The following is a 19,689-nucleotide window of genomic DNA, read 5'->3' on the forward strand; positions in this document are numbered from 1 at the left end:
GGCAAGAATGGGCCGGTCACCAAGGAGAGCCCATGCTGGAATCACTGATTGTCGCCGCCCTGCTCGGCGAGCCCGCCCTGGCGGGAGACGCGCCCACCGACCCCGACCTGGCCAGGCTGGAAGCCCACCACCGCGAGCTGCTCTCCTGCGACCGGCTGACGGGCCACTGGCTGCAGGAGGACGAGTACATGGCGATGCATACGGCCATCGGCGACTCCCGCCAGCGCCTCGCGGCCCTGCGCCCCATGCCCTTCAGCGAGGCGGAGTTCCCGGCCGGGGAGGTCGACCTGACCATCGGCGAGACGCACTACACCGCGGCGGACCAGGTGCGCATGACCGACCGGCCGAGCGAGGCGGACGTACGCGAGGCCTACCTGACCATCCGCCCGCACTGCATGCGGCTGATCGGCTACTTCTGAGGGGCTCCGGCGCCGGGAGCCCCAGACGCAAGACGGCCACCGCGACGAGTCGCCAGGTGGCCGTTTTCATTGAGTTTTGTGGTGCCGCAAGGCGGATTCGAACCGCCGACCTACGCATTACGAATGCGTTGCTCTGCCAGCTGAGCTATTGCGGCCCTGCGCCGATGGTAGCGCTGCCGTGGCCGTTGGGGCTAGCCCCCGGCGGGATGGCGAAGCCGGGTGAGTCCCTCCTGGGCCGTGGAGGCCACCAGGCGTCCCTGGCGGTCGTAGAGGCTGCCCCGGGCGAAGCCGCGGGCGCCGCCGGCCCAGGGGCTGTCCATGTCGTAGAGCAGCCAGTCGTCGACGCGGACCTCATGGTGGAACCAGATGGCGTGGTCGAGGCTGGCGATCTGCAGCGACGGGTCGCGATAGTCGAGGCCGTGGGGCACCAGGGCGGTGGTCAGCAGGTTGAAGTCGGAGCTGTAGGCCAGCAGGTTGCGGTGCGGGGCGGGGTCGTCGGGAAGCTCGCCCCGCAGGCGGAACCAGACCCGCTTGCGGGCCGGCTGGCCGGCTTCCCACGCCTCGCTGTCGAGCAGGAACTCGATGGGATGGTTGTCGAAGCGTGCCAGCCGCGCACCGGATTCGATCAGGCGTTCCGGGGAGACGACGTCCGGCATCTCGGTCTGGTGGTCGATGCTCGCCTCCTCGCCGTGGAAGGAGGCGCTGCAGAAGAAGATCGGCCGCCCCCTCTGGATGGCGGTGACGCGCCGGGTGGTGAAGCTGCCGCCGTCGCGGACGGCATCCACCTGATAGACTACCGGGCGGTGAGGGTCGCCGGGACGCAGGAAGTAGCCGTGCAGCGAGTGGGCCCGCCGCACGGGGTCGACGGTCTGGCTGGCGGCGGAGAGGGCCTGCCCCAGCACCTGGCCACCGAACAGCTGGGGCAGGCCGAGGTCCTGGCTCACGCCGCGGAACAGGTTCTCCTCCAGGGTCTCGAGGCCGAGCAGGCCCACCAGGTCGTTCAGGGCGTCAGTCATTATCGGGGTCTCCTGGGGCCGGCGCATCGGGTGCCCGGCGATCTCATACGAACGTTTCATGCCAGTCTACAGGGAGTCCGTGGCGTTGCGCAGTGACGAATTCTACATGCACCGGGCACTTGACCAGGCCCGGGAGGGGCTGGCCGCCGGCGAGGTGCCGGTGGGCGCCGTGGTGGTCGATGCCGACGGCGAGATCGTCGGTCGCGGCTTCAATGCCCCGGTATCGGGGCATGACCCCAGCGCCCATGCCGAGGTCCGTGCGCTGCGCGATGCCGGCGCGCGGCTGGGCAACTACCGGCTCGATGGCTGCACCCTCTACGTGACCCTGGAGCCCTGCCTGATGTGCACCGGGGCGATCATCCACGCGCGCCTGGCGCGGGTCGTCTATGGCGCCGCCGAGCCGCGCAGCGGCATGGTCGAGTCGAAGGCCAATCTCTTCGCCCAGCCCTGGTACAACCACCGGGTCGAAGTCGAGGGCGGAGTGCTGGCCTCCCGCGCCACCCAGCTGCTCCAGGCGTTCTTCGCCGAGCGGCGCGGCGACTGAATCAGCGCGCCGCCACGACCCGGTTGCGGCCGGCGGCCTTGGCCCGGTAGAGCGCCTCGTCGGCGGCGTTCAGCAGGTCGTCGACCCGCAGGGGGCCGGGGGCGCCGGTGGCGACCCCGATGCTGACGGTGAGGGGGCGGCCATCGGCGTGGGCCAGGCCGCTGGCCGCGACGGCCGCGCGCAGGGCCTCGGCGATCTGCATGGCCTCCCGTTCATCGCGACCCGGCAGGGAGACCACGAACTCCTCGCCGCCCAGCCGGGCGAAGAGCCCGCCCGCGGCCTCGATCACCTCCCGACCGAGCCGGCCGATCTCCACCAGGCAGCGGTCACCCTCCAGGTGTCCCAGGCGATCGTTGATCCGCTTGAAGTGGTCGATGTCGCACAGCAGCACGCTGATGGGCCGGTGCGGGTCGTGATCGCCCAGCGCCGCCATGAAGGTGCGGCGATTGGGCAGTCCCGTCAGCTCGTCATGGCCGGCCAGCCACTCGACCTCCTGCTGCAGCCGGTGGCGCTCGGTGATCTCCCGGCGCAGTTCGTGGTTGGTGCGTCGCACCGCCTGGTGCTGGCTGGCCATCTGCTGCTGGGAGAAGAGCACCAGGTAGAGCAGCTGGGCCAGCAGCAGGCCGACCGCCAGGCTGACCACCGGCTGGCGCGGCAGGTCGCCCAGCAGGCGGGGGAGGGTGGGCGTGGCCAGCAGCCTGACGGGGATGCCGGAGAGGTCCAGCTCGGCTTCCTGCTGCCAGGGCCCCAGCCGCGCCGCGGCGGGCCGGTGGGCGAGGCGCTCGCCGCCACGGGTCAGGCTGAGCTGCGCCTCCCCGGGATCGCTGCTGGCGAAGAGGGTCTCGGCCAGGGCGGGCAGGCTCACCACCATGGCCGCGGCGCCGGTGGGGCGGGACTCGGCGGCCAGGAAGATCGGCAGGTAGTGGATGATGCCCGGGCCGCCCTGCAGCAGCTCGATGATGTCGGTGCGCCCCTCCATGCCCTCGCGCAGGGCCCGGGTGACCGCTTCGCGGCCGGCGGGCTGCGCATCGAAGAGCCGGGAGCCGATCACCTGCAGGTTGAGGGCCGTCGGCGGATGCACCAGCTGGATGCGGCTGGTGGGGTCGATGTAGGCGATGTTCAGGAAGTAGCGGTAGTCACGCTGATAGGGAGCGGCCTGGGTGGCCCACGCCGTGGCGCCGGGCGCCACGGGCGTCAGGCGCCAGACATTGGCGAAGCGGCGCATGGCCGCGAGGTGGTCATCGATCTCCCGGGACAGGTCCTGGGCGAGCTGCACATGCTGCTGGCCGACCCGGTCGACGAGCTCGCGTTCGACCAGCGTCTTCTGATGGTGCCAGAACAGCAGGCTCAGCAGGGCCAGCGCCAGACCCGGCCACCAGGCACGGCTCAGGCGGGCGGTCTGCTGCTTCCAGGCCTCGCCGGCATCGATGACCTGGCCCAGCAGCAGGCCCAGCAGGATGGCCAGGTCGAGCCAGGTGCCGGCGAGGGGCAGCAGTCCCGGCGGGTGCAGGGTCTCCGCCAGCTGGGCCAGCAGCAGCAGCCCGGCGATGCCCAGCAGCATCGGCGCGCCGAGGCTCGCTCGGGTGCGGACCGCCAGGCTGAGCAGCAGGGCGGTCAGGCAGAGGGTCGGCAGCAGCGGGGGGCGCCAGTCCACCAGCAGGCTGCCGGCCCTCAGCTGGTCGGCCAGGCGGTCCCAGTGGGCGTGGGGCAGCCAGTGCTCCGGCAGCAGGTAGCTGGCCAGGGCGACGCCCAGCAGGGCCAGCGCGGGCCACAGCAGGACGCGAGAGGCGACAGGGCCGAGACGGTACCAGGCCAGCTGGCCCAGGGCGCCGAGACACAGCGGCAGTGCGGTCGAGACCGAACCATGCAGGCCGGTGGCCGCCAGGCCCAGGGCGATCACGGCCCCCAGCAGTGCCGCCAGACTGAGTCCGGTGGCCCGGGAGCTCACCGGGCGATCACGGGCCTGGCGCGGGGGACAGTAGGGCATCATCGCTCTCTTCCATGTCGGGCATTCGCGCATTGAGCAGGTAGAACTGCTGCTGGCTGCGATCCACGTAGCTGAGGATCTCGTGGTAGCGACGGATGTTGCGCACGTAGATCACCGGCTCGCCGCCCCGGGCATAGCCGTAACGGGTCTGGCTGTGCCACTCCCGCTCCTGCAGCAGGGGCAGCGATTCCCGGACATCGGCCCAGCGGTCCGGGTCGCCGCCGCGCTGCTCGGTGATGCGTCGGGCATCGTAGAGGTGGCCCAGCCCCACGTTGTAGGCGGCCATGGCCATGAACAGACGGTCCTCTCCGGTTATCGACTCCGGCAGGCGATCCTTGAGCTCGCGGAGGTAGCGTGCGCCGCCCTCGATGCTCTGTACCGGGTCGAGGCGGTCGTCGACGCCGAGGTCGCCGGCGGTGGCATTGGTCAGCATCATCAGGCCTCGCACCCCGGTGGGAGAGGTGGCCTCGGGGTCCCAGTGCGACTCCTGGTAGCCCAGGGCGGCCAGCAGCTTCCAGTCGAAGCCGGTCTCGCGGGCCGCCTCGCGGAACAGCTCGGCGTAGTCGGGAAGCCGGTGGTGGACGTGCTGGATGAAGGTCCGCGCACCGACGTACTCGAGGTAGTCGTCGTGGCCGAAGTAGCGCGCCACCAGCCGCTCCAGCTCGCCCTCCTGGCGAAGCGTCTCCAGGAAACGGTTGGCGGCCTCCACCAGTCCCAGGCCGCGGCCGGCCGGGAAGGCCCAGGCCATCGAGAGCGGGTCGCCAAGCAGGAAGCCGCGCTCCACGCGGGGAAAGAACAGCCGGTTGAGGCGGAACTGATGGTCGTAGATCACCGCGGCATCGAGGCGCTCGTCCTCGATCCAGCGCAGCAGCTCGGCCACCTCCAGCTCGCCCGACTCCTGCCAGGTGAGCCCGGGGTGGTCGGCTCGCAGCTCGCGCAGCACCCGGTCGGTGCCGGCGCCGGCGAGGGTGCCGATGGTGAGGCCGGCGAGGTCCTCCATCGACGTCACCGGTGGCAGCCCGCGGCGATAGACCAGCAGCGGCTGCAGGTCGAGGATCGGCCGGCTGAAGATCACGCCGGGCGTGCCCGGTTCCAGCGGCAGGGCGGCGGCCCCCAGGTCGCCCTCGCGGCGCACCGCCGCCAGCACGCTTTCGATGTTGTGGTCGGCCTCCAGGGTCAGGCTGACCCCGAGGTGGGCGGCGAAGCGCCGCGTCAGCTCGTACTCGAAGCCGGTGGGACCCTGGCGCCCCTCGTAGTAGGTGGTGGGGGTGTTGCGGGTATGCACGCTGAGGAAGTCACGGGCCAGCACCTCCGCCAGGTGGCGGCCATCGGGCACGCCGAAGCGCCCGGGCACCAGGCCGAGCAACAGGGTGGCGGCCAGGGCGGCGACGCCGCGCCAGCGGCGGCGCGAGGGGGAAGAGGGGGCGGCGGACATTCGGCAGCGGCACGGCAACAGGACCCCTCACCATAACCAGCGAAGGCGCGGCTGTCATCCGTGCGATTTCTCGCCACCCGCGCTTTCCAGTATCATGTGCGCTCGTTGCCGCAGGCCGCGGCCCCGATCTTTCCTGCTTCAGAGGCTCCAAGACATGCTCGAACTGCGTGGCGCGCCCGCCCTTTCCGCTTTCCGTCATGCCAAGCTGCTGGCCGCCCTGCGCGACACCGTTGCCGACGTCGAGTCGCTGCAGGCGGAGTATGTGCACTTCATCGACCATGACGGCGAGCTGGCCGGTGACGACCTGGCGGTGCTGGAGCGGCTGCTGGACTATGGTTCTCAAATTCAGGGTTCTCAAGTTCGGGGCTCCCACGGCCAGGGTGCCGAACGTGACGAGGCGTCACGCGCCGAGGGCCAGCTGTTCCTGGTGGTGCCGCGCATCGGCACCCAGTCGCCCTGGTCCTCCAAGGCCACCGACATCGCCCGCAACTGCGGCCTGATGCAGGTCAGGCGCATCGAGCGCGGGATCGCCTACCGGGTCAGGCTCAAGGGCATGCTCTCCGAGAAGGCCTTCGAGGCCATCCGCACGGCCCTGCACGACCGCATGACCGAGACGGTGCTGGCCGACGCCTCTGACGCGGCGACACTCTTCGCCCACCACGAGCCGGCGCCGCTGGGCAGCGTCGATATCCTCGAGGGCGGCCGGGAGGCGCTGGTCGCCGCCAATGCCGCGCTGGGCCTGGCGCTGGCCGATGACGAGATCGACTACCTGGTCGACGCCTTCCGCGACCTGGGGCGCAACCCGGCGGACGTCGAGCTGATGATGTTCGCCCAGGCCAACTCCGAGCACTGTCGCCACAAGATCTTCAACGCCGACTGGGTGATCGACGGCGAGGCCCAGAGCCACTCGCTGTTCAAGATGATCAAGAACACCTATCAGGCCTCGCCGGATAACATCCTCTCCGCCTACAGCGACAACGCCGCGGTGATCGAGGGCTCCGAGGCGGGTCGCTTCTTCCCGACGCCGCTGACCGGCCAGGCCGGCGAGCGGGCCGTCTATGGCACCTCCCGGGAGCCGATCCAGATCCTGATGAAGGTGGAGACCCACAACCACCCGACTGCCATCGCGCCGCACCCGGGCGCGGCCACCGGCGCCGGCGGCGAGATCCGCGACGAGGGCGCCACCGGCATCGGCGGCAAGCCCAAGGCGGGCCTGACCGGCTTCACCGTCTCCAACCTGCGCATCCCCGAGTTCGTGCAGCCCTGGGAGGCCTTCGACTACGGCAAGCCGGAGCGCATCGTCTCGGCGCTGGACATCATGCTGGAGGGCCCCATCGGCGGCGCCGCCTTCAACAACGAGTTCGGCCGCCCCAACCTCGCCGGCTACTTCCGCAGCTACGAGCAGGATGCGCTGGGCGCGGGCGGCATCGAGCGCCGCGGCTTCCACAAGCCGATCATGCTCGCCGGCGGCTACGGCAACATCCGCGATGGCCACGTCCAGAAGGGCGAGATCCCGGTGGGCGGCAAGCTGATCGTGATGGGCGGGCCGGCGATGCTGATCGGCCTGGGCGGCGGCGCGGCCTCCTCCATGGCCTCGGGCGCCTCCAGCGCCGACCTGGACTTCGCCTCGGTGCAGCGCGGCAACCCCGAGATCGAGCGCCGCGCCCAGGAGGTGATCGACCGTTGCTGGGCGCTGGGCGAGGGCAACCCGATCCGCTTCATCCATGACGTGGGCGCCGGCGGTCTCTCCAACGCCCTGCCGGAGCTGGTCAAGGACGGCGGCCGCGGCGGCCTGTTCGACCTGCGGGCGGTGCCCAACGCCGAACCCGGCATGAGCCCGCTGGAGATCTGGTGCAACGAGGCCCAGGAGCGCTACGTGCTGGCGGTGGCGCCCGATGACCTCGAGACCTTCGATGCCCTCTGCCGTCGCGAGCGCTGCCCCTACGCGGTGGTCGGCGAGGCCAGCGAGGCCCACCACCTCGAGGTGCGCGACGGCCACTTCGACAGCAGGCCCGTCGACCTGCCGATGAGCGTGCTGTTCGGCAAGCCGCCGAAGATGACCCGCGAGTTCCAGCGCGAGACGACCCCGCTGTCGGGGGTGATGCTCGACAACCTCGACCTGCGCGAGGCCATGGACCGGGTGCTGCGCCTGCCCACCGTGGCCTCCAAGAGCTTCCTGATCACCATCGGCGACCGCTCCATCACCGGCCAGGTGGCCCGCGACCAGATGGTCGGCCCCTGGCAGGTGCCGGTGGCCGACGTGGCGGTGACCACGGCCAGCTTCGACACCCATGCCGGCGAGGCCATGGCCATGGGTGAGCGCCCCCCGGTGGCGCTGATCGACCCCGCCGCCAGCGCCCGCCTGGCGGTGGCCGAGGCGATCACCAACCTGGCCGCGGCCCCCATCGAGACGCTCGGCGACATCAAGCTCTCCGCCAACTGGATGAGCGCCGCCGACCACCCCGGCGAGAACCAGGCGCTGTACGACGCCGTCCACGCCGTGGGCATGGAGCTCTGCCCGGCGCTGGGCATCGCCATCCCGGTGGGCAAGGACTCCATGTCCATGCGCACCGCCTGGCAGGAGGAGGCCGGCTCGGGTGAAGGGAAGGGCGAGGTCGAGGAGAAGAGCGTCACCTCGCCGCTCTCCCTGGTGGTCACCGGCTTCGCCCCGGTCACCGATGCCATGAAGACCCTGACCCCCCAGATCAACCTGGAGCAGGACGAGTCCGACCTGATCCTGATCGACCTGGGGGGCGGTCGGAACCGCCTGGGCGGCTCGGCCCTGGCCCAGGTCTACGGCCAGGTGGGTGACGCCTGCCCCGACCTGGACGACCCGGAGGATCTCAAGGCGTTCTTCGCGGTGATCCAGGGCCTCAACGCCGAGGGCAAGCTGCTCGCCTACCACGACCGCAGCGACGGCGGCCTGCTGGTGACCCTGCTGGAGATGGCCTTCGCCGCCCGCGCGGGGCTGGAGATCAAGCTCGACTGGCTGATCGACGAGCCGGCCGAGGCGGTGAACGCGCTGTTCGCCGAGGAGCTCGGGGCGGTGATTCAGGTGAACCGTGAGCACACCGAGGCGGTGCTGGCCCAGTTCGCCGCCGCCGGCCTCGAGACCTGCGGCGTCATCGCCCGCCCGCGCTACGACGACCAGGTGCGGGTGACCCTCTTCGAGGAGCCGCTGCTGGAGACCACCCGGCTGCTCACCCAGCGCACCTGGGCCGAGACCAGCTACCGGATGCAGGCGCTGCGCGACAACCCCGAGTGTGCCAAGAGCGAGTTCGACGGCCTGCTCGACGACCGCGACCCGGGCCTCTCCGCGACCCCGAGCTTCGAGGTGGACGAGGATATCGCCGCCCCCTTCGTGAACTCCGCGCGGCCCGCGGTGGCGGTGCTGCGCGAGCAGGGGGTCAACGGCCAGGTGGAGATGGCCTGGGCCTTCGATCGTGCCGGCTTCGAGGCGGTAGACGTGCATATGAGCGATATCCTGGAAGGCCGGGTATCGCTGGATGAGTTCAAGGGGCTGGTGGCCTGCGGCGGCTTCTCCTACGGCGACGTGCTGGGCGCCGGCGGGGGCTGGGCCAAGTCGGTGCTGTTCAACGAGCGGGCCCGGGAGCAGTTCGCGACCTTCTTCGCCCGTGGCGACAGCTTCTCGCTGGGCGTCTGCAACGGCTGCCAGATGCTGGCCCAGCTCAAGGACCTGATCCCCGGCGCCGAGGCCTGGCCGCGCTTCGTGCGCAACGAGTCGGAGCAGTTCGAGGCCCGGGTCGCCATGGTCCAGGTGGAGAAGAGCCCGTCGATCCTGCTGGCCGGCATGGAGGGGTCGCGCCTGCCCATCGCCGTGGCCCATGGCGAGGGGCGCAGCGAGTTCCGTGACAGCGCCCACCTGCGCAGTCTCCAGGGCAGCGGCCAGGTGGCCCTGCGCTACGTGGACAACTACGGCCAGGTGACCACCCGCTACCCGGCCAACCCCAACGGTTCGCCCTCCGGCATCACCGGCCTGACCACCTCCGACGGGCGGGTCACCATCATGATGCCCCACCCCGAACGGGTGGTGCGGGCGGTGACCAACTCCTGGCGTCCGGCGGAGTGGACGGAGGACGGTGCCTGGATGCGGCTGTTCCGCAACGCGCGGGTCTGGCTGGGGTGAGGGAGCGCCCTGCGGCAGGCGACACGGGAGGCGGCCTTCGGGCCGCCTCCCGTCGTTTCGAGGGTGGGGTGTCGCCGGTCAGGCGCGGTGACGCTGTCGTTCCCCGGTGCCGCTCTCGAGGCAGTGCTCGCGCAGGATGGCCAGCTCCGCCTGCTTCTGGCGGGCGATGGCGGTGAATTCGCGGCCCAGGGAGGAGGCCGCGCCGAGCTCGCCGAGCCGGGCATAGAGCCGGTGGGAGACGGCGGCATCGATCATGGCCTGGGACAGGGCGCCGCGCGCCATTTCCAGGCTGCTGATCAGGCCCGGCGGTGACGCCGCCGGCACGGCGAGGGGCCCGGCCGCCGCGTTGCCGGGGGCGTCCAGGCCCAGGCGGCGCGCGGCCCGGGCCAGGCCCGACAGGCGCATCTCGCACTCGATGCCCAGGGCGGCCATCAGCCGGCTGGCGGCGCTGCTGAAGGCCAGGAAACGGAAGGCGAGCCCGCGGTAGCGTTCGAGCTCGGCGTGTTCATGGTTGCCGGCGAGGGCCAGGAGCTCCTCGGGCAGCAGGCCGGGGGTGCCGCGGGTTGGACTTGTCGTCATGGCGGTCTCCTCTGCTGGGGGCGTGGGAAGAGGCATGCTCCAGCAGGTTAGCGCCGCCGGACATGACCGGGATCAAGTTTCTGCCGGTCTCGCCCACGAAGTGCCGATCTCATACGCGGGCTGTCGGCAATGTCGTCGGTTTGCTGACCGTCCGGTCGAGGCCGTTCGGCGGCGGCGGGCGGGCCGGCGTCTCCCGGAAGGGCGTCGCCGGGATCGAAACGATCGTTTGAAAATGGTCGGCACGCCGGTCACACTGCCGATAACCGGATTCAAGGAGAAGCCAATGGCAGCGACCGAGCGGTTCCATGAGCGGGTCACCCTGGAGATCGACCACCCGGTGGCCGAGGTTCGCCTGGCCCGCCCCCGGGCCCACAACGGCCTGGACTGGGCGATGATCGACGGGCTGCTGGCGGCCCAGCGTCGCCTGGCCGAGCTCGATGGCCTGCGCGCCGTGGTGCTGGCCGGAGAGGGCGACAGCTTCTGCGCGGGCCTGGACATGGGCGCCATCATGGACCAGCCGGCGCGGCTGCCGTCGCTGCTCGAGCCCGACGAGGCCGGCATCAATCCGGTGCAGCGCCTGGCGCTGGGGTGGCGCGAGGCCGGGGTGCCGGTGATCGCGGCCCTCCACGGGCATGTCTACGGCGGTGGGCTGCAGATCGCGCTGGGCGCCGACATCCGCGTGGTCCATCCCGAGGCGCGCCTGGCGCTGCTCGAGATCGTCTGGGGCATCATTCCCGACATGGGGATCAGCGTCACCGCCGGCGACATTCGCGGCGACGTGCTGCGCGAGCTGGCCTGGACGGGGCGCAAGGTCGCCGGCGAGGAGGCCGTGACGCTCGGGCTGGCGACCCGGCTGGCCGACGACCCGCAGCGCACGGCGCGCGACATCGCTACCGCCGTGGCGGCCCGCTCGCCCCGGGCGGTGGCCGCGGCCGGCGAGCTCTTCACCCTGGCGCCGGGCATGACGCCGCGGGAGCGGCTGGCGCTGGAGGCCCGCCTGCAGCGCGGCCTCCTGGGGGGCGAGGAGCAGCGAGAGGCGGTGGCGGCACGGCTGGCCGGCCGGCCGCCGCGCTTCCCCTGAGGCCCTGACGGCGGCGCCATGTCCCGCTAAGATGGCCGCTCGTCACGCCATTCCGGACCCTGCATGCCCGCTCCCGCTGCTCCCCCGCCGCCCGTCGCGCCGCCCTCCCTGCGTCCCTACCAGCAGGAGGCGGTGCGTCGGGTGGTGAGCCACTTTCGCGGCTCGGACGATCCCGCCGTGGTGGTGCTGCCCACCGGGAGCGGCAAGTCCCTGGTGATCGCCGAGCTGGCGCGCCTGGCTCGGGGGCGGGTGCTGGTGCTGGCCCACGTGCGCGAGCTGGTGGAACAGAACCACGCCAAGTACCAGGCCTATGGCCTGGCGGCCGACATCTTCAGTGCCGGCCTGGGGCGCAAGGAGAGCGGCCGCCAGGTGGTGTTCGGCTCGGTGCAGTCGGTGGTGCGCGGCCTCGATCGCTTCGACGATGGCAACTTCACCCTGCTGGTGATCGACGAGTGCCACCGGGTGTCCCCGGCCGAGGACTCCAGCTATCGCCAGGTGATCGACCACCTGCGCGCGGCCAATCCGCGCCTCAAGATCCTCGGCCTCACCGCCACGCCCTACCGGCTGGGCCAGGGGTTCATCTACCACCGTCACCACCACGGCATGGTGCGCGGCGAGGCGGACAGCTTCTTCCGCGACTGCGTCTTCGAGCAGCCGCTGCGGCTGATGGTGAAGCAGGGCTACCTGGCCGAGCCGCGGCGCATCGATGCCGCGGTGGAGAGATATGACTTCTCGGCGCTCACGCCGGGGACGAGCGGCCTGTTCCGCGAGGAGGAGCTCAACCGGGTGGTGGCGGGCCACCGCGCCACGCCGGGGATCATCGCCGAGGTGGTCGAGCGCGCCCGGGAATGCCAGGGGGTGATGCTCTTCGCGGCCAGCGTGGCCCACGCCGAGGAGATCCTCGGCTACCTGCCGGCGGGCGAGGCGGCGCTGGTCACCGGCGAGACCCCCTCCGCCAAGCGCGAGCGGCTCATCGCCGCCTTCAAGGCCCGCGAGCTCAGGTACCTGGTCAACGTGGCGGTGCTGACCACCGGCTTCGATGCCCCCCATGTGGACCTGATCGCCATCCTGCGCCCCACCGAGTCGGTCAGCCTCTACCAGCAGATCGTCGGCCGCGGGCTGCGCCTCTCGCCCGGCAAGCGTGACTGCCTGATCCTCGACTACGCCGGTAACCCCTGGGATCTCTATGCGCCGGAGGTAGGCTCCCCGAGGCCCGCCTCCGACAGCGAGCCGGTGCAGGTCGCGTGCCCCGCCTGCGGCCACGCCAACCTCTTCTGGGGAAAGCGCGACGGGGAGCTGGTGATCGAGCACTTCGGCCGCCGCTGCCAGGGGCTGGTTCTTTCTCGTCGCGCCCGACCCCGCGCGAAAAGCGTCAATTCAACCTCCGACTATCGCGATCCGACCCGCCCGCAAGCCGCTGGGCCAGAACCACCAACGACGGCGATGGAGCAATGTTCGTTTCGCTTTCGCTTCAAGGTGTGCGGCGACTGCGGCGCCGAGAACGATATCGCCGCCCGGCGCTGCCACGGCTGCGAGACCCTGCTGGTGGACGCCGATGACAAGCTCAAGGCGGCGCTGCGCCTGCGCGACGCCCGGGTGCTGCGGGTGTCCGGCATGCAGCTCGAGGCCACCGTCAACGGCCGCGGCCTGCCGCGCCTCAAGGTGACCTATCATGACGAGGATGGCGTGACACTGGCCGAGTGGTTTGCCCTGGAGACCCCGGCCCAGCGCGCCGCCTTCGCCGCGGCCTTCCTGCGCGACCATCTGCGGGCGCCGGGGGTGCCCTTTCGGCCCGCCACGCCGGAAGAGGTTATTGCCGAGCGCCGCCGCCTGCGCCACCCGGACTTCGTGGTGGGCAGGAAGGTGGGCCGCCACTGGCAGGTGCGCGAGAAGCTCTTCGACTATGTCGGGCGCTATCGCAAGGCCAGCGAGGCTGAGTAGCAGGCATGCACGGTCCGAGCGAGAGGCGCCGGGGACAGGCCGAAAGGGAGGTCCTACGCCATGGATGGCGTCGGTAGCGTACAGGGAGGTATTCACAGCGCCTCCCTGAAGGCCTGTCGCCGGGATAGCCTCGAGCGCTGGCGGCATGTCGGCAGAAGCGGCGTCAGAACTGTCTCCGGCGCCCTGCTCTTGCTAGACTGCCCCGTTGATCCTGCGTCCCCGGAGAGGCACGCTGCGTGAGCGCCACCCCCGACACCGCCAGTCCCGAGCAAACCGCCGCCGCGGCCAGGCAGGCCGAGGTGCTCGGGCGGCTGTTCGACGAGCCGATCACCGAGCTGCCGGAGGATCTCTACATCCCGCCGGAGGCGCTGCGGGTGTTCCTCGAGGCCTTCGAGGGCCCGCTGGACCTGCTGCTCTACCTGATCCGCCGCCAGAACCTCGACATCCTGGCCATCGACGTGGCCGCCATCACCCGGCAGTACATCGAGTACGTGGAGCTGATGAAGGCCATGGAGATCGAGCTGGCCGGCGAGTACCTGCTGATGGCGGCGATGCTGGCCGAGATCAAGTCGCGGACCCTGCTGCCGCGTCCGCCCAAGGAGGGCGGGGACGACGAGGAGGAAGACCCGCGGGCCGAGCTGATTCGCCGGTTGCAGGAGTACGAGCGGTTGAAGCATGCCGCCGAGTCGCTGGCCGAGCTGCCGCGCCTGGGGCGCGACTGGTTCCCGGCGCGTGCCGCGCTGCCGCCGCTGGAGTCGCGGGTGATCCATCCCGATGTGGAGCTCGACGAGCTGCTGGGCGCCCTGGCGGGGATCCTGCGGCGCGCCGAACTCAACCGGAGCCACCAGATCAGCCGCGAGGTGCTCTCGACGCGGGAGCGCATGCTGGCGATCATGGAGCGGCTCGGCCACGAGCACTTCACCCCCTTCGAGTCCCTGTTCACCCTGGAGGAGGGGCGCGCCGGGGTGATCGTGACCTTCATGGCGATCCTCGAGCTGGCCAAGGAGGCGATGATCGAGATCGTGCAGAATGTGCCCCTGTCGCCGATCCATGTGCGCGCCCGCGCCCCGATGGGCGAGGAGGCGGGGGCCTTCGAGGCCGGCGAGCTGGATGACCTGGGCGAGGGCGGCGAGAGCGCCTTCGAGGACGACGACGGCGGGGGGAGCCGCTACCCATGACCGCGATGGAATATCCCGAGGCCCTGGACGAGATCCTCGAGGCGGCGCTGCTGGCCGCCGGCGAGCCGCTGGCCCTGGAGCGGCTCGAGGGGCTCTTCGACGACCACGAGCGCCCGCCGCGGCGTGCCCTGCGCGAGGCGCTGGAGCGCCTGGGCCTGCGCCACGAGCGGGGCGCCATGGAGCTGATCGAGACCGCCTCGGGCTACCAGCTGCGCATCCGCCCGCGCCTCTCGGCCTGGGTCTCGCGGCTGTGGGACGAGCGCCCCCAGCGCTACTCCCGGGCGCTGCTGGAGACCCTGGCGCTGATCGCCTATCGCCAGCCGGTGACCCGCGGCGACATCGAGGAGGTGCGTGGGGTCACGGTGAGCGGCTCGATCATGCGCACCCTGCTCGAGCGCGGCTGGATCCGCGTGGTGGGCCATCGCGACGTGCCGGGACGCCCGGCGGTCTATGCCACCACGCGCGGCTTCCTCGACGACTTCGGCCTGAAGACCCTCGACGAACTGCCGCCGATGCACGAGCTCAAGTCCTTCGACGAACCGGCCTTCGAGGAGGAAGCGCCACCGCCACCCCAGGAGGCGCTGCTGGCCCAGGCCGATGTCCCTCCGGACGACGAGGAAGCGGCCTCTTCGGCGGAGGACGACGGTAAACGACACGACCCCGAGGCGCGCGAGGCGGACGGTATCGCCTTCGAGCGCTTCGAACCGACGGCCGGGACGGCCGACGATGACCACGCCGGGACGGCGTCAGAGCGGACCGGCCTGAGCTTCGCCGATCTCGAGGCTCGCCTGTCCGAACGTGCCCGTAGCCGCGTCGACGATGACGCTGCGCCGGGGGCGGAATCCACACCCAGTGAGAACGATGACCGATGAGCACGACCAGCGAAAAACTTCAGAAGGTCCTGGCCCGCGCCGGGCTGGGCTCCCGCCGCGAGATGGAGACCGCCATCGCCGATGGCAGGGTCAGGGTCAACGGCGAGGTGGCGACCCTCGGCGACCGCATCGAGATGCGTGACCGGGTGACCTTCGACGGTCGCCCGGTGACCCTGCGTGGCGCCGAGGAGGTACCCCGGCGGGTGATCATGTACAACAAGCCCGAGGGCGAGCTTTGCACCCGCAAGGACCCCGAGGGGCGCCGCACCGTCTTCGACCGGCTGCCGCGGCTCAAGGGCGAGCGCTGGATCGCCATCGGCCGCCTGGACATCAACACAAGCGGCCTGCTGCTGTTCACCACGGACGGGGAGCTCGCCAACCGGCTGATGCACCCCTCCACCCAGGTGGAGCGCGAGTATGCGGTGCGCGTCATGGGCGAGGTGACCAAGGAGCAGGTGGTGGCCATGGTCGAGGGCGTGATGCTCGAGGACGGCCCGGCGCGCTTCACCGACGTCCAGGAGTTCGGCGGCGAGGGGATCAACACCTGGTTCCACGTGGTGATCATGGAGGGCCGCAACCGTGAGGTGCGCCGCCTGTGGGAGTCCCAGGGGCTCACCGTCAGCCGCCTCAAGCGGGTTCGCTATGGCAACATCTTCCTCGACAAGCGTGCCAAGGCCGGCGAGTGGGTGGAGCTCTCCCAGGACGAGATCGATGACCTGGCGGAGACCGCCGGCCTGCCCGCGCGCAAGGTGCCGGAGCTGACCCCCGACGAGAAGAACCGCTGGAGCCGCGACAAGCACAAGCGCAAGCCGGTGCAGGCCATGCGCAAGCCCCGGGCGCGCCGCTAGGGCTCGCCATCCTGCCGTGGCGGGTGGCGCGGCGAGTGCGACAAAAGGCAAAAAAGTCCTTGCCAGTGCGGGGGTGAATCAGTAATATCTGCCCCCGTTCGGACGGGTCGTTAGCTCAGTTGGTAGAGCAGTTGGCTTTTAACCAATTGGTCGTAGGTTCGAATCCTACACGACCCACCATCCGAACCTGTATGCTTGTTCGCAAGCACCGGGTCGTTAGCTCAGTTGGTAGAGCAGTTGGCTTTTAACCAATTGGTCGTAGGTTCGAATCCTACACGACCCACCAGTCATATCGAAAAGCGCCGCCGCTTCCCTGGAAGCGGCGGCGCTTTTTCTTGATGCATCTTCTTGTTGCATGGGCGGCCCGCGTTCACCCTCGGGCCGGGGGGCATGATCGGGGACCACCGCCGAGCCTGGGCAAGAGGGCTCATCGCGCCTCGAGTCGGACTCGGTCGAGGGTATAGTCGCCCCCCCGGTTGGCCAGCACGAAGCCCTGGAAGCGATCGCCAAGCCCCGTGTCCTGCACGCGCAGCAGGCGCTGGTCATCCACGTGGACCTGCATCTCTCCGTTCCCGTCACGGGTCCAGACGATGCGGTGGAATCGGCCGTCCTCGAGGTCCAGGCGCTCCTGGTGGCGGGCAATCACCTCGACGCCTGCGGAGGTGATCCTGACCAGGCTGAGCCCCGGACGTGCGCCGGGCGCGTAGACCAGTCGATAGCCGGCGCCATCGGGCCGATCGCCCTGGAAGAGCCCCAGCTCCAGGCTGCCCGTCCGCTGGCGAGAGGCCAGCTGCAGCTCCATCCTGAAGGCATTGTCGACCGGGGCATTGACGAAGATGCGCGCCGGCTCCGGGGGGATGGGGGCCTCGTCGCGCCTGATGCTGCCCGACTGCTCGAGGATCAGCTCCAGCATGGCCAGGCCGATCTCCTCCGGCCGCTCGGCGCTGAGCGTGCGTGATTCGCGGCCGCCCGCCTGCGGTGCCGCCACGATGCTGCGCAATCCGTTGTCATCGATCTCGAAGTCGCCGCTGAGCACCGTCCAAGACGGATCATGACGGTAGTCCCCGTCGCTGAAGTCATCCTGCAGGACGACGCGAGGCGAGGCCGTTGGCCGTGACGGTGAGCTCGCCGTCACCGCTTCCCTCTCCGTCTGACGCAGGCGCTGCAGCAGGTCGGCGGTGGCATGGCCGTCCTGGGAGATGCCGCTGTCGGCCTGGTACTCGCGTATCGCGTTTCGGGTCCGGCGTCCCATGGCGCCATCCACCGGGCCGGCATCATAGCCGAGCCGATTCAGCTCGCGCTGTATCTCGGCTACGCCCTGCCGATTCGACAGGGTCTCGATGTCGGGCCGCGTGGTCGGTGTCGAACGTGAAGGCGCCTGTTCCAATTGCCAGGCTCGTGCCGCCTGTTGCGCCTCGGCGATCTGCCCGGCCGTCATGCGTCGGGTCAGGGACTCGCGGGCCTCGGCGGCATGGCGGTGGCCGCGAGCCGCGGCCAGGTTGTACCACTGGTGGGCCTGAACGAAGTCCTGAGGCGTTCCGCTGCCGGTCTCGTGCAGGCGGCCCAGCATGTATTGCGCATCGGCATCGCCGCCTCTCGCCGCTGCGCTGAATTCCTGCAGTGCCTGGCGGTACTCCTGCCGTTCGTAGTAGCGCATGGCCTCGGCGTAATCGGCACTGGCCGGTCCGGCATGAACGAACAGGAGCAGCAGGAGCACGACACCTTTGATGATCACGGGACACCTCCTGTGGACGTGGGCGGCCCCGTCGGCCGACCGTCTCCGGGCCTCACCGTGCGGCCCTGCCCCTAGATTCGCTTCCCGCGTGTCTCGCTTGTCTCAACGCAGGCCGAGCACGGACAGCACCACCAGCACGATGACGATTGCCCCTACGATATAGACGATGTTGTTCATGAAGTGTACCTCTGTGGCGCATCGTCCTTTTCAGGATCCTGCGGGATGGTTCGTGACATGATGGCGTCGCAGTCCGTGCGACGCGTAGTGCAACTCCCTGTACGGGCGATTCCTTGCCCCACTCATTCGAGGATACGTCCTGGCGGATCTCCCATCTGTGCGCTGGCGTACATGGGGCCGGACGCCCGGAGCCAGGCGGCATGAGTGGCCCGCGGGGTCGTGGGGGAGAGAACCCGGCAGGCCGGGCAGCGACTAGAAATCGAACGCCATCTGCGATGGCGGGAGGAGACGAGGGAGGCCAGGCTCGATTCGCCTGCGATGGGGGTGCTGGGTGTTCATCTCGGCGGTGAAGCACCGATGCCCATTTCGGCCATTCCGCTTGGTGTGGTACATGGCCGTGTCGGCATAGTGCATCAGGGTATCGGCATCATCGGCATCATCGGGATAGAGGCTGATGCCGATGCTCAGCGTGATGAGGAGCTCGTGACCCTGGATGCGGTACGGCCTGCCCAGCACGGCAAGCAGCTTTTCCGCGACCTGGGTGGCATCCTCGGGCCGCCGGATCTCGGCGAGCAGGACCACGAACTCGTCGCCACCCTGACGGCAGACGGTGTCGATGTCGCGCATGCAGTCCTGAAGGCGACCCGCCACCGCCTGGAGCAGGCAGTCACCCAGGGCATGGCCGAGGGAGTCGTTGATGGGCTTGAAGGCATCGAGGTCAAGATAGAGCAGCGCAACCAGGTGTCCGTGCCGACGGGCCAGGCCGATGGCTCGGTAGAGTCGCTCCGTCAGCAGGGCGCGATTGGCCAGGCCGGTGAGTGCATCGTGCTGGGCCAGGTAGGCCATCCGCTCGAGCATGACCTGTGACCGGGTGGCGTCATGGAACACGATCACGGCGCCGGTGACGCGGCCCTCCCGATCGTGGATGGGCGCCGCGGAGTCCTCGATCTCGAGCTTGCTGCCGTCCTGGCGGATCAGCACGCAATCCAGGGCGAAACCTGCGGCTCTGTTCTCTTCGATGGCGCGCCGTCCGGGGGGGATGGTCGTCTGGTGTGTCTTGCCATCGACGAGATGGAGCACCCGGGAAAGCGGCTTGCCGATCGCTTCCGGGTGCGACCAGCCTGTCAGGGTTTCCGCCACTCGGTTCATGTAGATGACCGTGCCCTTAAGGTCGATGGTCAGCACGGCATCGCCAATGGCGTCGAGAGCCACCCGAGCCCATGCCCTCTCGGCATCCAGTGCGGCGGGGGCTTCCCGTCGCGAGGCGAGGAACCGGGGCTGTGCCCGCGGCCCCGGTTCCTCGGCGTGCATGGCGGTCGAGGCGTGCGTCGCCCTGGCGTTGCCCTGCATCATCGGCTCGTCCATCATGCGCTTGCCCCGGCCGCTTGGATGCCCCTGGGGCCGCCCGCCGGAAGGTGAGGACGGGAGAAGGGAGACGCGATCATCGAAATCCTTGTCACTGCCATGTGTCGATTTCCTGTTCCGCCTGCGGATGAGCCCCGGCGGGTCGGCATGGCCTGACCGAAGCCTCGGGCTTGGACGTTAACTGGGGAGACTAGTGGCGTGACGGAAGCGCTTCCGTGCGCTAGCGTACACTGCATGGACGCGTTCCCCTGGCAATGCACGCGGCATCGGCGCACTGCCGGCCGCTGCCGATAACCCCCCATGGACGAGCCCACTTTCCTCCCCTCGCGCTCGGGGATGGCTTGCCCGGTACCGGAGTGCTCGTC

14 protein-coding genes and 3 tRNA genes are annotated in these 19,689 nt (G+C 70.1%); 10 read left to right on the forward strand and 7 right to left on the reverse strand.

Translation table 11 applies throughout. The features are described from left to right. Nucleotides 1-32 precede the first annotated feature (32 nt). Entirely contained in the window at nt 33-419 is a 387-nt protein-coding gene (locus NFC98_RS03030; RefSeq protein WP_254276697.1) for a hypothetical protein, read from the forward strand. Between the two features lie 79 nt (nt 420-498). On the opposite strand, the gene NFC98_RS03035 is transcribed toward NFC98_RS03030, so the two are convergent. Both NFC98_RS03035 and NFC98_RS03040 read right to left on the reverse strand, forming a co-directional pair. Further along, nucleotides 499-574, reverse strand: a tRNA-Thr gene (locus NFC98_RS03035). Nucleotides 575-610: 36 nt separating this feature from the next. Beyond that, nucleotides 611-1,435, reverse strand: coding sequence for an acyl-CoA thioesterase II (locus NFC98_RS03040; RefSeq protein ID WP_254276698.1), 825 nt, complete (start codon nt 1,433-1,435; stop codon nt 611-613). 85 nt (nt 1,436-1,520) lie between these two features. Here NFC98_RS03040 and tadA point away from each other — a divergent pair, with 85 nt between their 5' ends. Beyond that, nucleotides 1,521-1,979: a tRNA adenosine(34) deaminase TadA gene (gene tadA, locus NFC98_RS03045; protein ID WP_254277770.1), complete on the forward strand. Its 459-nt coding sequence runs from the start codon at nt 1,521-1,523 to the stop codon at nt 1,977-1,979. Between the two features lies 1 nt (nt 1,980). Here the strand turns inward: tadA and NFC98_RS03050 are convergent, their stop codons facing one another. Next, nucleotides 1,981-3,966: a diguanylate cyclase gene (locus NFC98_RS03050; protein ID WP_254276699.1), complete on the reverse strand. Its 1,986-nt coding sequence runs from the start codon at nt 3,964-3,966 to the stop codon at nt 1,981-1,983. Further along, complete coding sequence (gene mltF, locus NFC98_RS03055) at nt 3,935-5,401, reverse strand: membrane-bound lytic murein transglycosylase MltF (RefSeq protein WP_254276700.1); 1,467 nt, start codon at nt 5,399-5,401, stop codon at nt 3,935-3,937. The genes NFC98_RS03050 and mltF overlap by 32 nt, the downstream gene beginning before the upstream one ends. A 154-nt stretch (nt 5,402-5,555) precedes the next feature. Between mltF and purL the strand changes: the two genes are divergently transcribed. Beyond that, nucleotides 5,556-9,548, forward strand: a complete 3,993-nt coding sequence (gene purL / locus NFC98_RS03060) for a phosphoribosylformylglycinamidine synthase (protein ID WP_254276701.1) — start codon at nt 5,556-5,558, stop codon at nt 9,546-9,548. Between the two features lie 78 nt (nt 9,549-9,626). Here the strand turns inward: purL and NFC98_RS03065 are convergent, their stop codons facing one another. After that, on the reverse strand, nt 9,627-10,127 hold the full coding sequence (locus NFC98_RS03065; RefSeq protein WP_254276702.1) for a hypothetical protein: 501 nt from the start codon (nt 10,125-10,127) through the stop codon (nt 9,627-9,629). A 283-nt stretch (nt 10,128-10,410) separates the two neighbouring features. Here NFC98_RS03065 and NFC98_RS03070 point away from each other — a divergent pair, with 283 nt between their 5' ends. The 7 genes from NFC98_RS03070 (at nt 10,411) to NFC98_RS03100 (ending at nt 16,333) form a co-directional block, all read left to right on the forward strand. Further along, nucleotides 10,411-11,208 carry a crotonase/enoyl-CoA hydratase family protein gene (locus NFC98_RS03070; protein ID WP_183334322.1) on the forward strand — a complete coding sequence of 266 codons (798 nt, stop codon included), beginning with the start codon at nt 10,411-10,413 and terminating at the stop codon, nt 11,206-11,208. 63 nt (nt 11,209-11,271) lie between these two features. After that, a complete protein-coding gene (locus NFC98_RS03075; RefSeq protein ID WP_254276703.1) occupies nt 11,272-13,149 on the forward strand; it encodes a DEAD/DEAH box helicase in 1,878 nt (625 codons plus the stop codon). Nucleotides 13,150-13,448: 299 nt separating this feature from the next. Further along, a complete protein-coding gene (locus NFC98_RS03080) occupies nt 13,449-14,327 on the forward strand; it encodes a ScpA family protein (protein ID WP_254277771.1) in 879 nt (292 codons plus the stop codon). Next, nucleotides 14,324-15,199, forward strand: a complete 876-nt coding sequence (gene scpB, locus NFC98_RS03085; protein ID WP_254276704.1) for an SMC-Scp complex subunit ScpB — start codon at nt 14,324-14,326, stop codon at nt 15,197-15,199. Before NFC98_RS03080 ends, scpB begins: the two co-directional genes overlap by 4 nt. Next, nucleotides 15,196-16,047 carry a 23S rRNA pseudouridine(2605) synthase RluB gene (rluB, locus tag NFC98_RS03090; protein ID WP_254276705.1) on the forward strand — a complete coding sequence of 284 codons (852 nt, stop codon included), beginning with the start codon at nt 15,196-15,198 and terminating at the stop codon, nt 16,045-16,047. Before scpB ends, rluB begins: the two co-directional genes overlap by 4 nt. A gap of 104 nt (nt 16,048-16,151) precedes the next feature. Further along, nucleotides 16,152-16,227, forward strand: a tRNA-Lys gene (locus tag NFC98_RS03095). Nucleotides 16,228-16,257: 30 nt separating this feature from the next. Further along, nucleotides 16,258-16,333, forward strand: a tRNA-Lys gene (locus tag NFC98_RS03100). A gap of 141 nt (nt 16,334-16,474) precedes the next feature. Here NFC98_RS03100 and NFC98_RS03105 read toward each other — a convergent pair. Beyond that, entirely contained in the window at nt 16,475-17,782 is a 1,308-nt protein-coding gene (locus tag NFC98_RS03105; RefSeq protein ID WP_254276706.1) for a peptidoglycan-binding protein, read from the reverse strand. Between the two features lie 429 nt (nt 17,783-18,211). Then, complete coding sequence (locus NFC98_RS03110) at nt 18,212-19,327, reverse strand: diguanylate cyclase (protein ID WP_254276707.1); 1,116 nt, start codon at nt 19,325-19,327, stop codon at nt 18,212-18,214. Nucleotides 19,328-19,689 lie beyond the last annotated feature (362 nt).

Origin of the sequence: Halomonas sp. 3H, assembly GCF_024206005.1 — a bacterium.
Lineage (GTDB): Bacteria > Pseudomonadota > Gammaproteobacteria > Pseudomonadales > Halomonadaceae > Halomonas > Halomonas campaniensis.

Bases quoted from the DNA above. Each gene is read 5' to 3' on its own strand.
- NFC98_RS03065 (WP_254276702.1), bottom strand. From the start codon at position 10,127: ATGACGACAAGTCCAACCCGCGGCACCCCCGGCCTGCTGCCCGAGGAG.
- NFC98_RS03030 (WP_254276697.1), top strand. From the start codon at position 33: ATGCTGGAATCACTGATTGTCGCCGCCCTGCTCGGCGAGCCCGCCCTG.
- NFC98_RS03050 (WP_254276699.1), bottom strand. From the start codon at position 3,966: ATGCCCTACTGTCCCCCGCGCCAGGCCCGTGATCGCCCGGTGAGCTCC.
- rluB (WP_254276705.1), top strand. From the start codon at position 15,196: ATGAGCACGACCAGCGAAAAACTTCAGAAGGTCCTGGCCCGCGCCGGG.
- NFC98_RS03040 (WP_254276698.1), bottom strand. From the start codon at position 1,435: ATGACTGACGCCCTGAACGACCTGGTGGGCCTGCTCGGCCTCGAGACC.
- purL (WP_254276701.1), top strand. From the start codon at position 5,556: ATGCTCGAACTGCGTGGCGCGCCCGCCCTTTCCGCTTTCCGTCATGCC.
- scpB (WP_254276704.1), top strand. From the start codon at position 14,324: ATGACCGCGATGGAATATCCCGAGGCCCTGGACGAGATCCTCGAGGCG.
- NFC98_RS03075 (WP_254276703.1), top strand. From the start codon at position 11,272: ATGCCCGCTCCCGCTGCTCCCCCGCCGCCCGTCGCGCCGCCCTCCCTG.
- mltF (WP_254276700.1), bottom strand. From the start codon at position 5,401: ATGTCCGCCGCCCCCTCTTCCCCCTCGCGCCGCCGCTGGCGCGGCGTC.
- NFC98_RS03110 (WP_254276707.1), bottom strand. From the start codon at position 19,327: ATGATGGACGAGCCGATGATGCAGGGCAACGCCAGGGCGACGCACGCC.
- NFC98_RS03070 (WP_183334322.1), top strand. From the start codon at position 10,411: ATGGCAGCGACCGAGCGGTTCCATGAGCGGGTCACCCTGGAGATCGAC.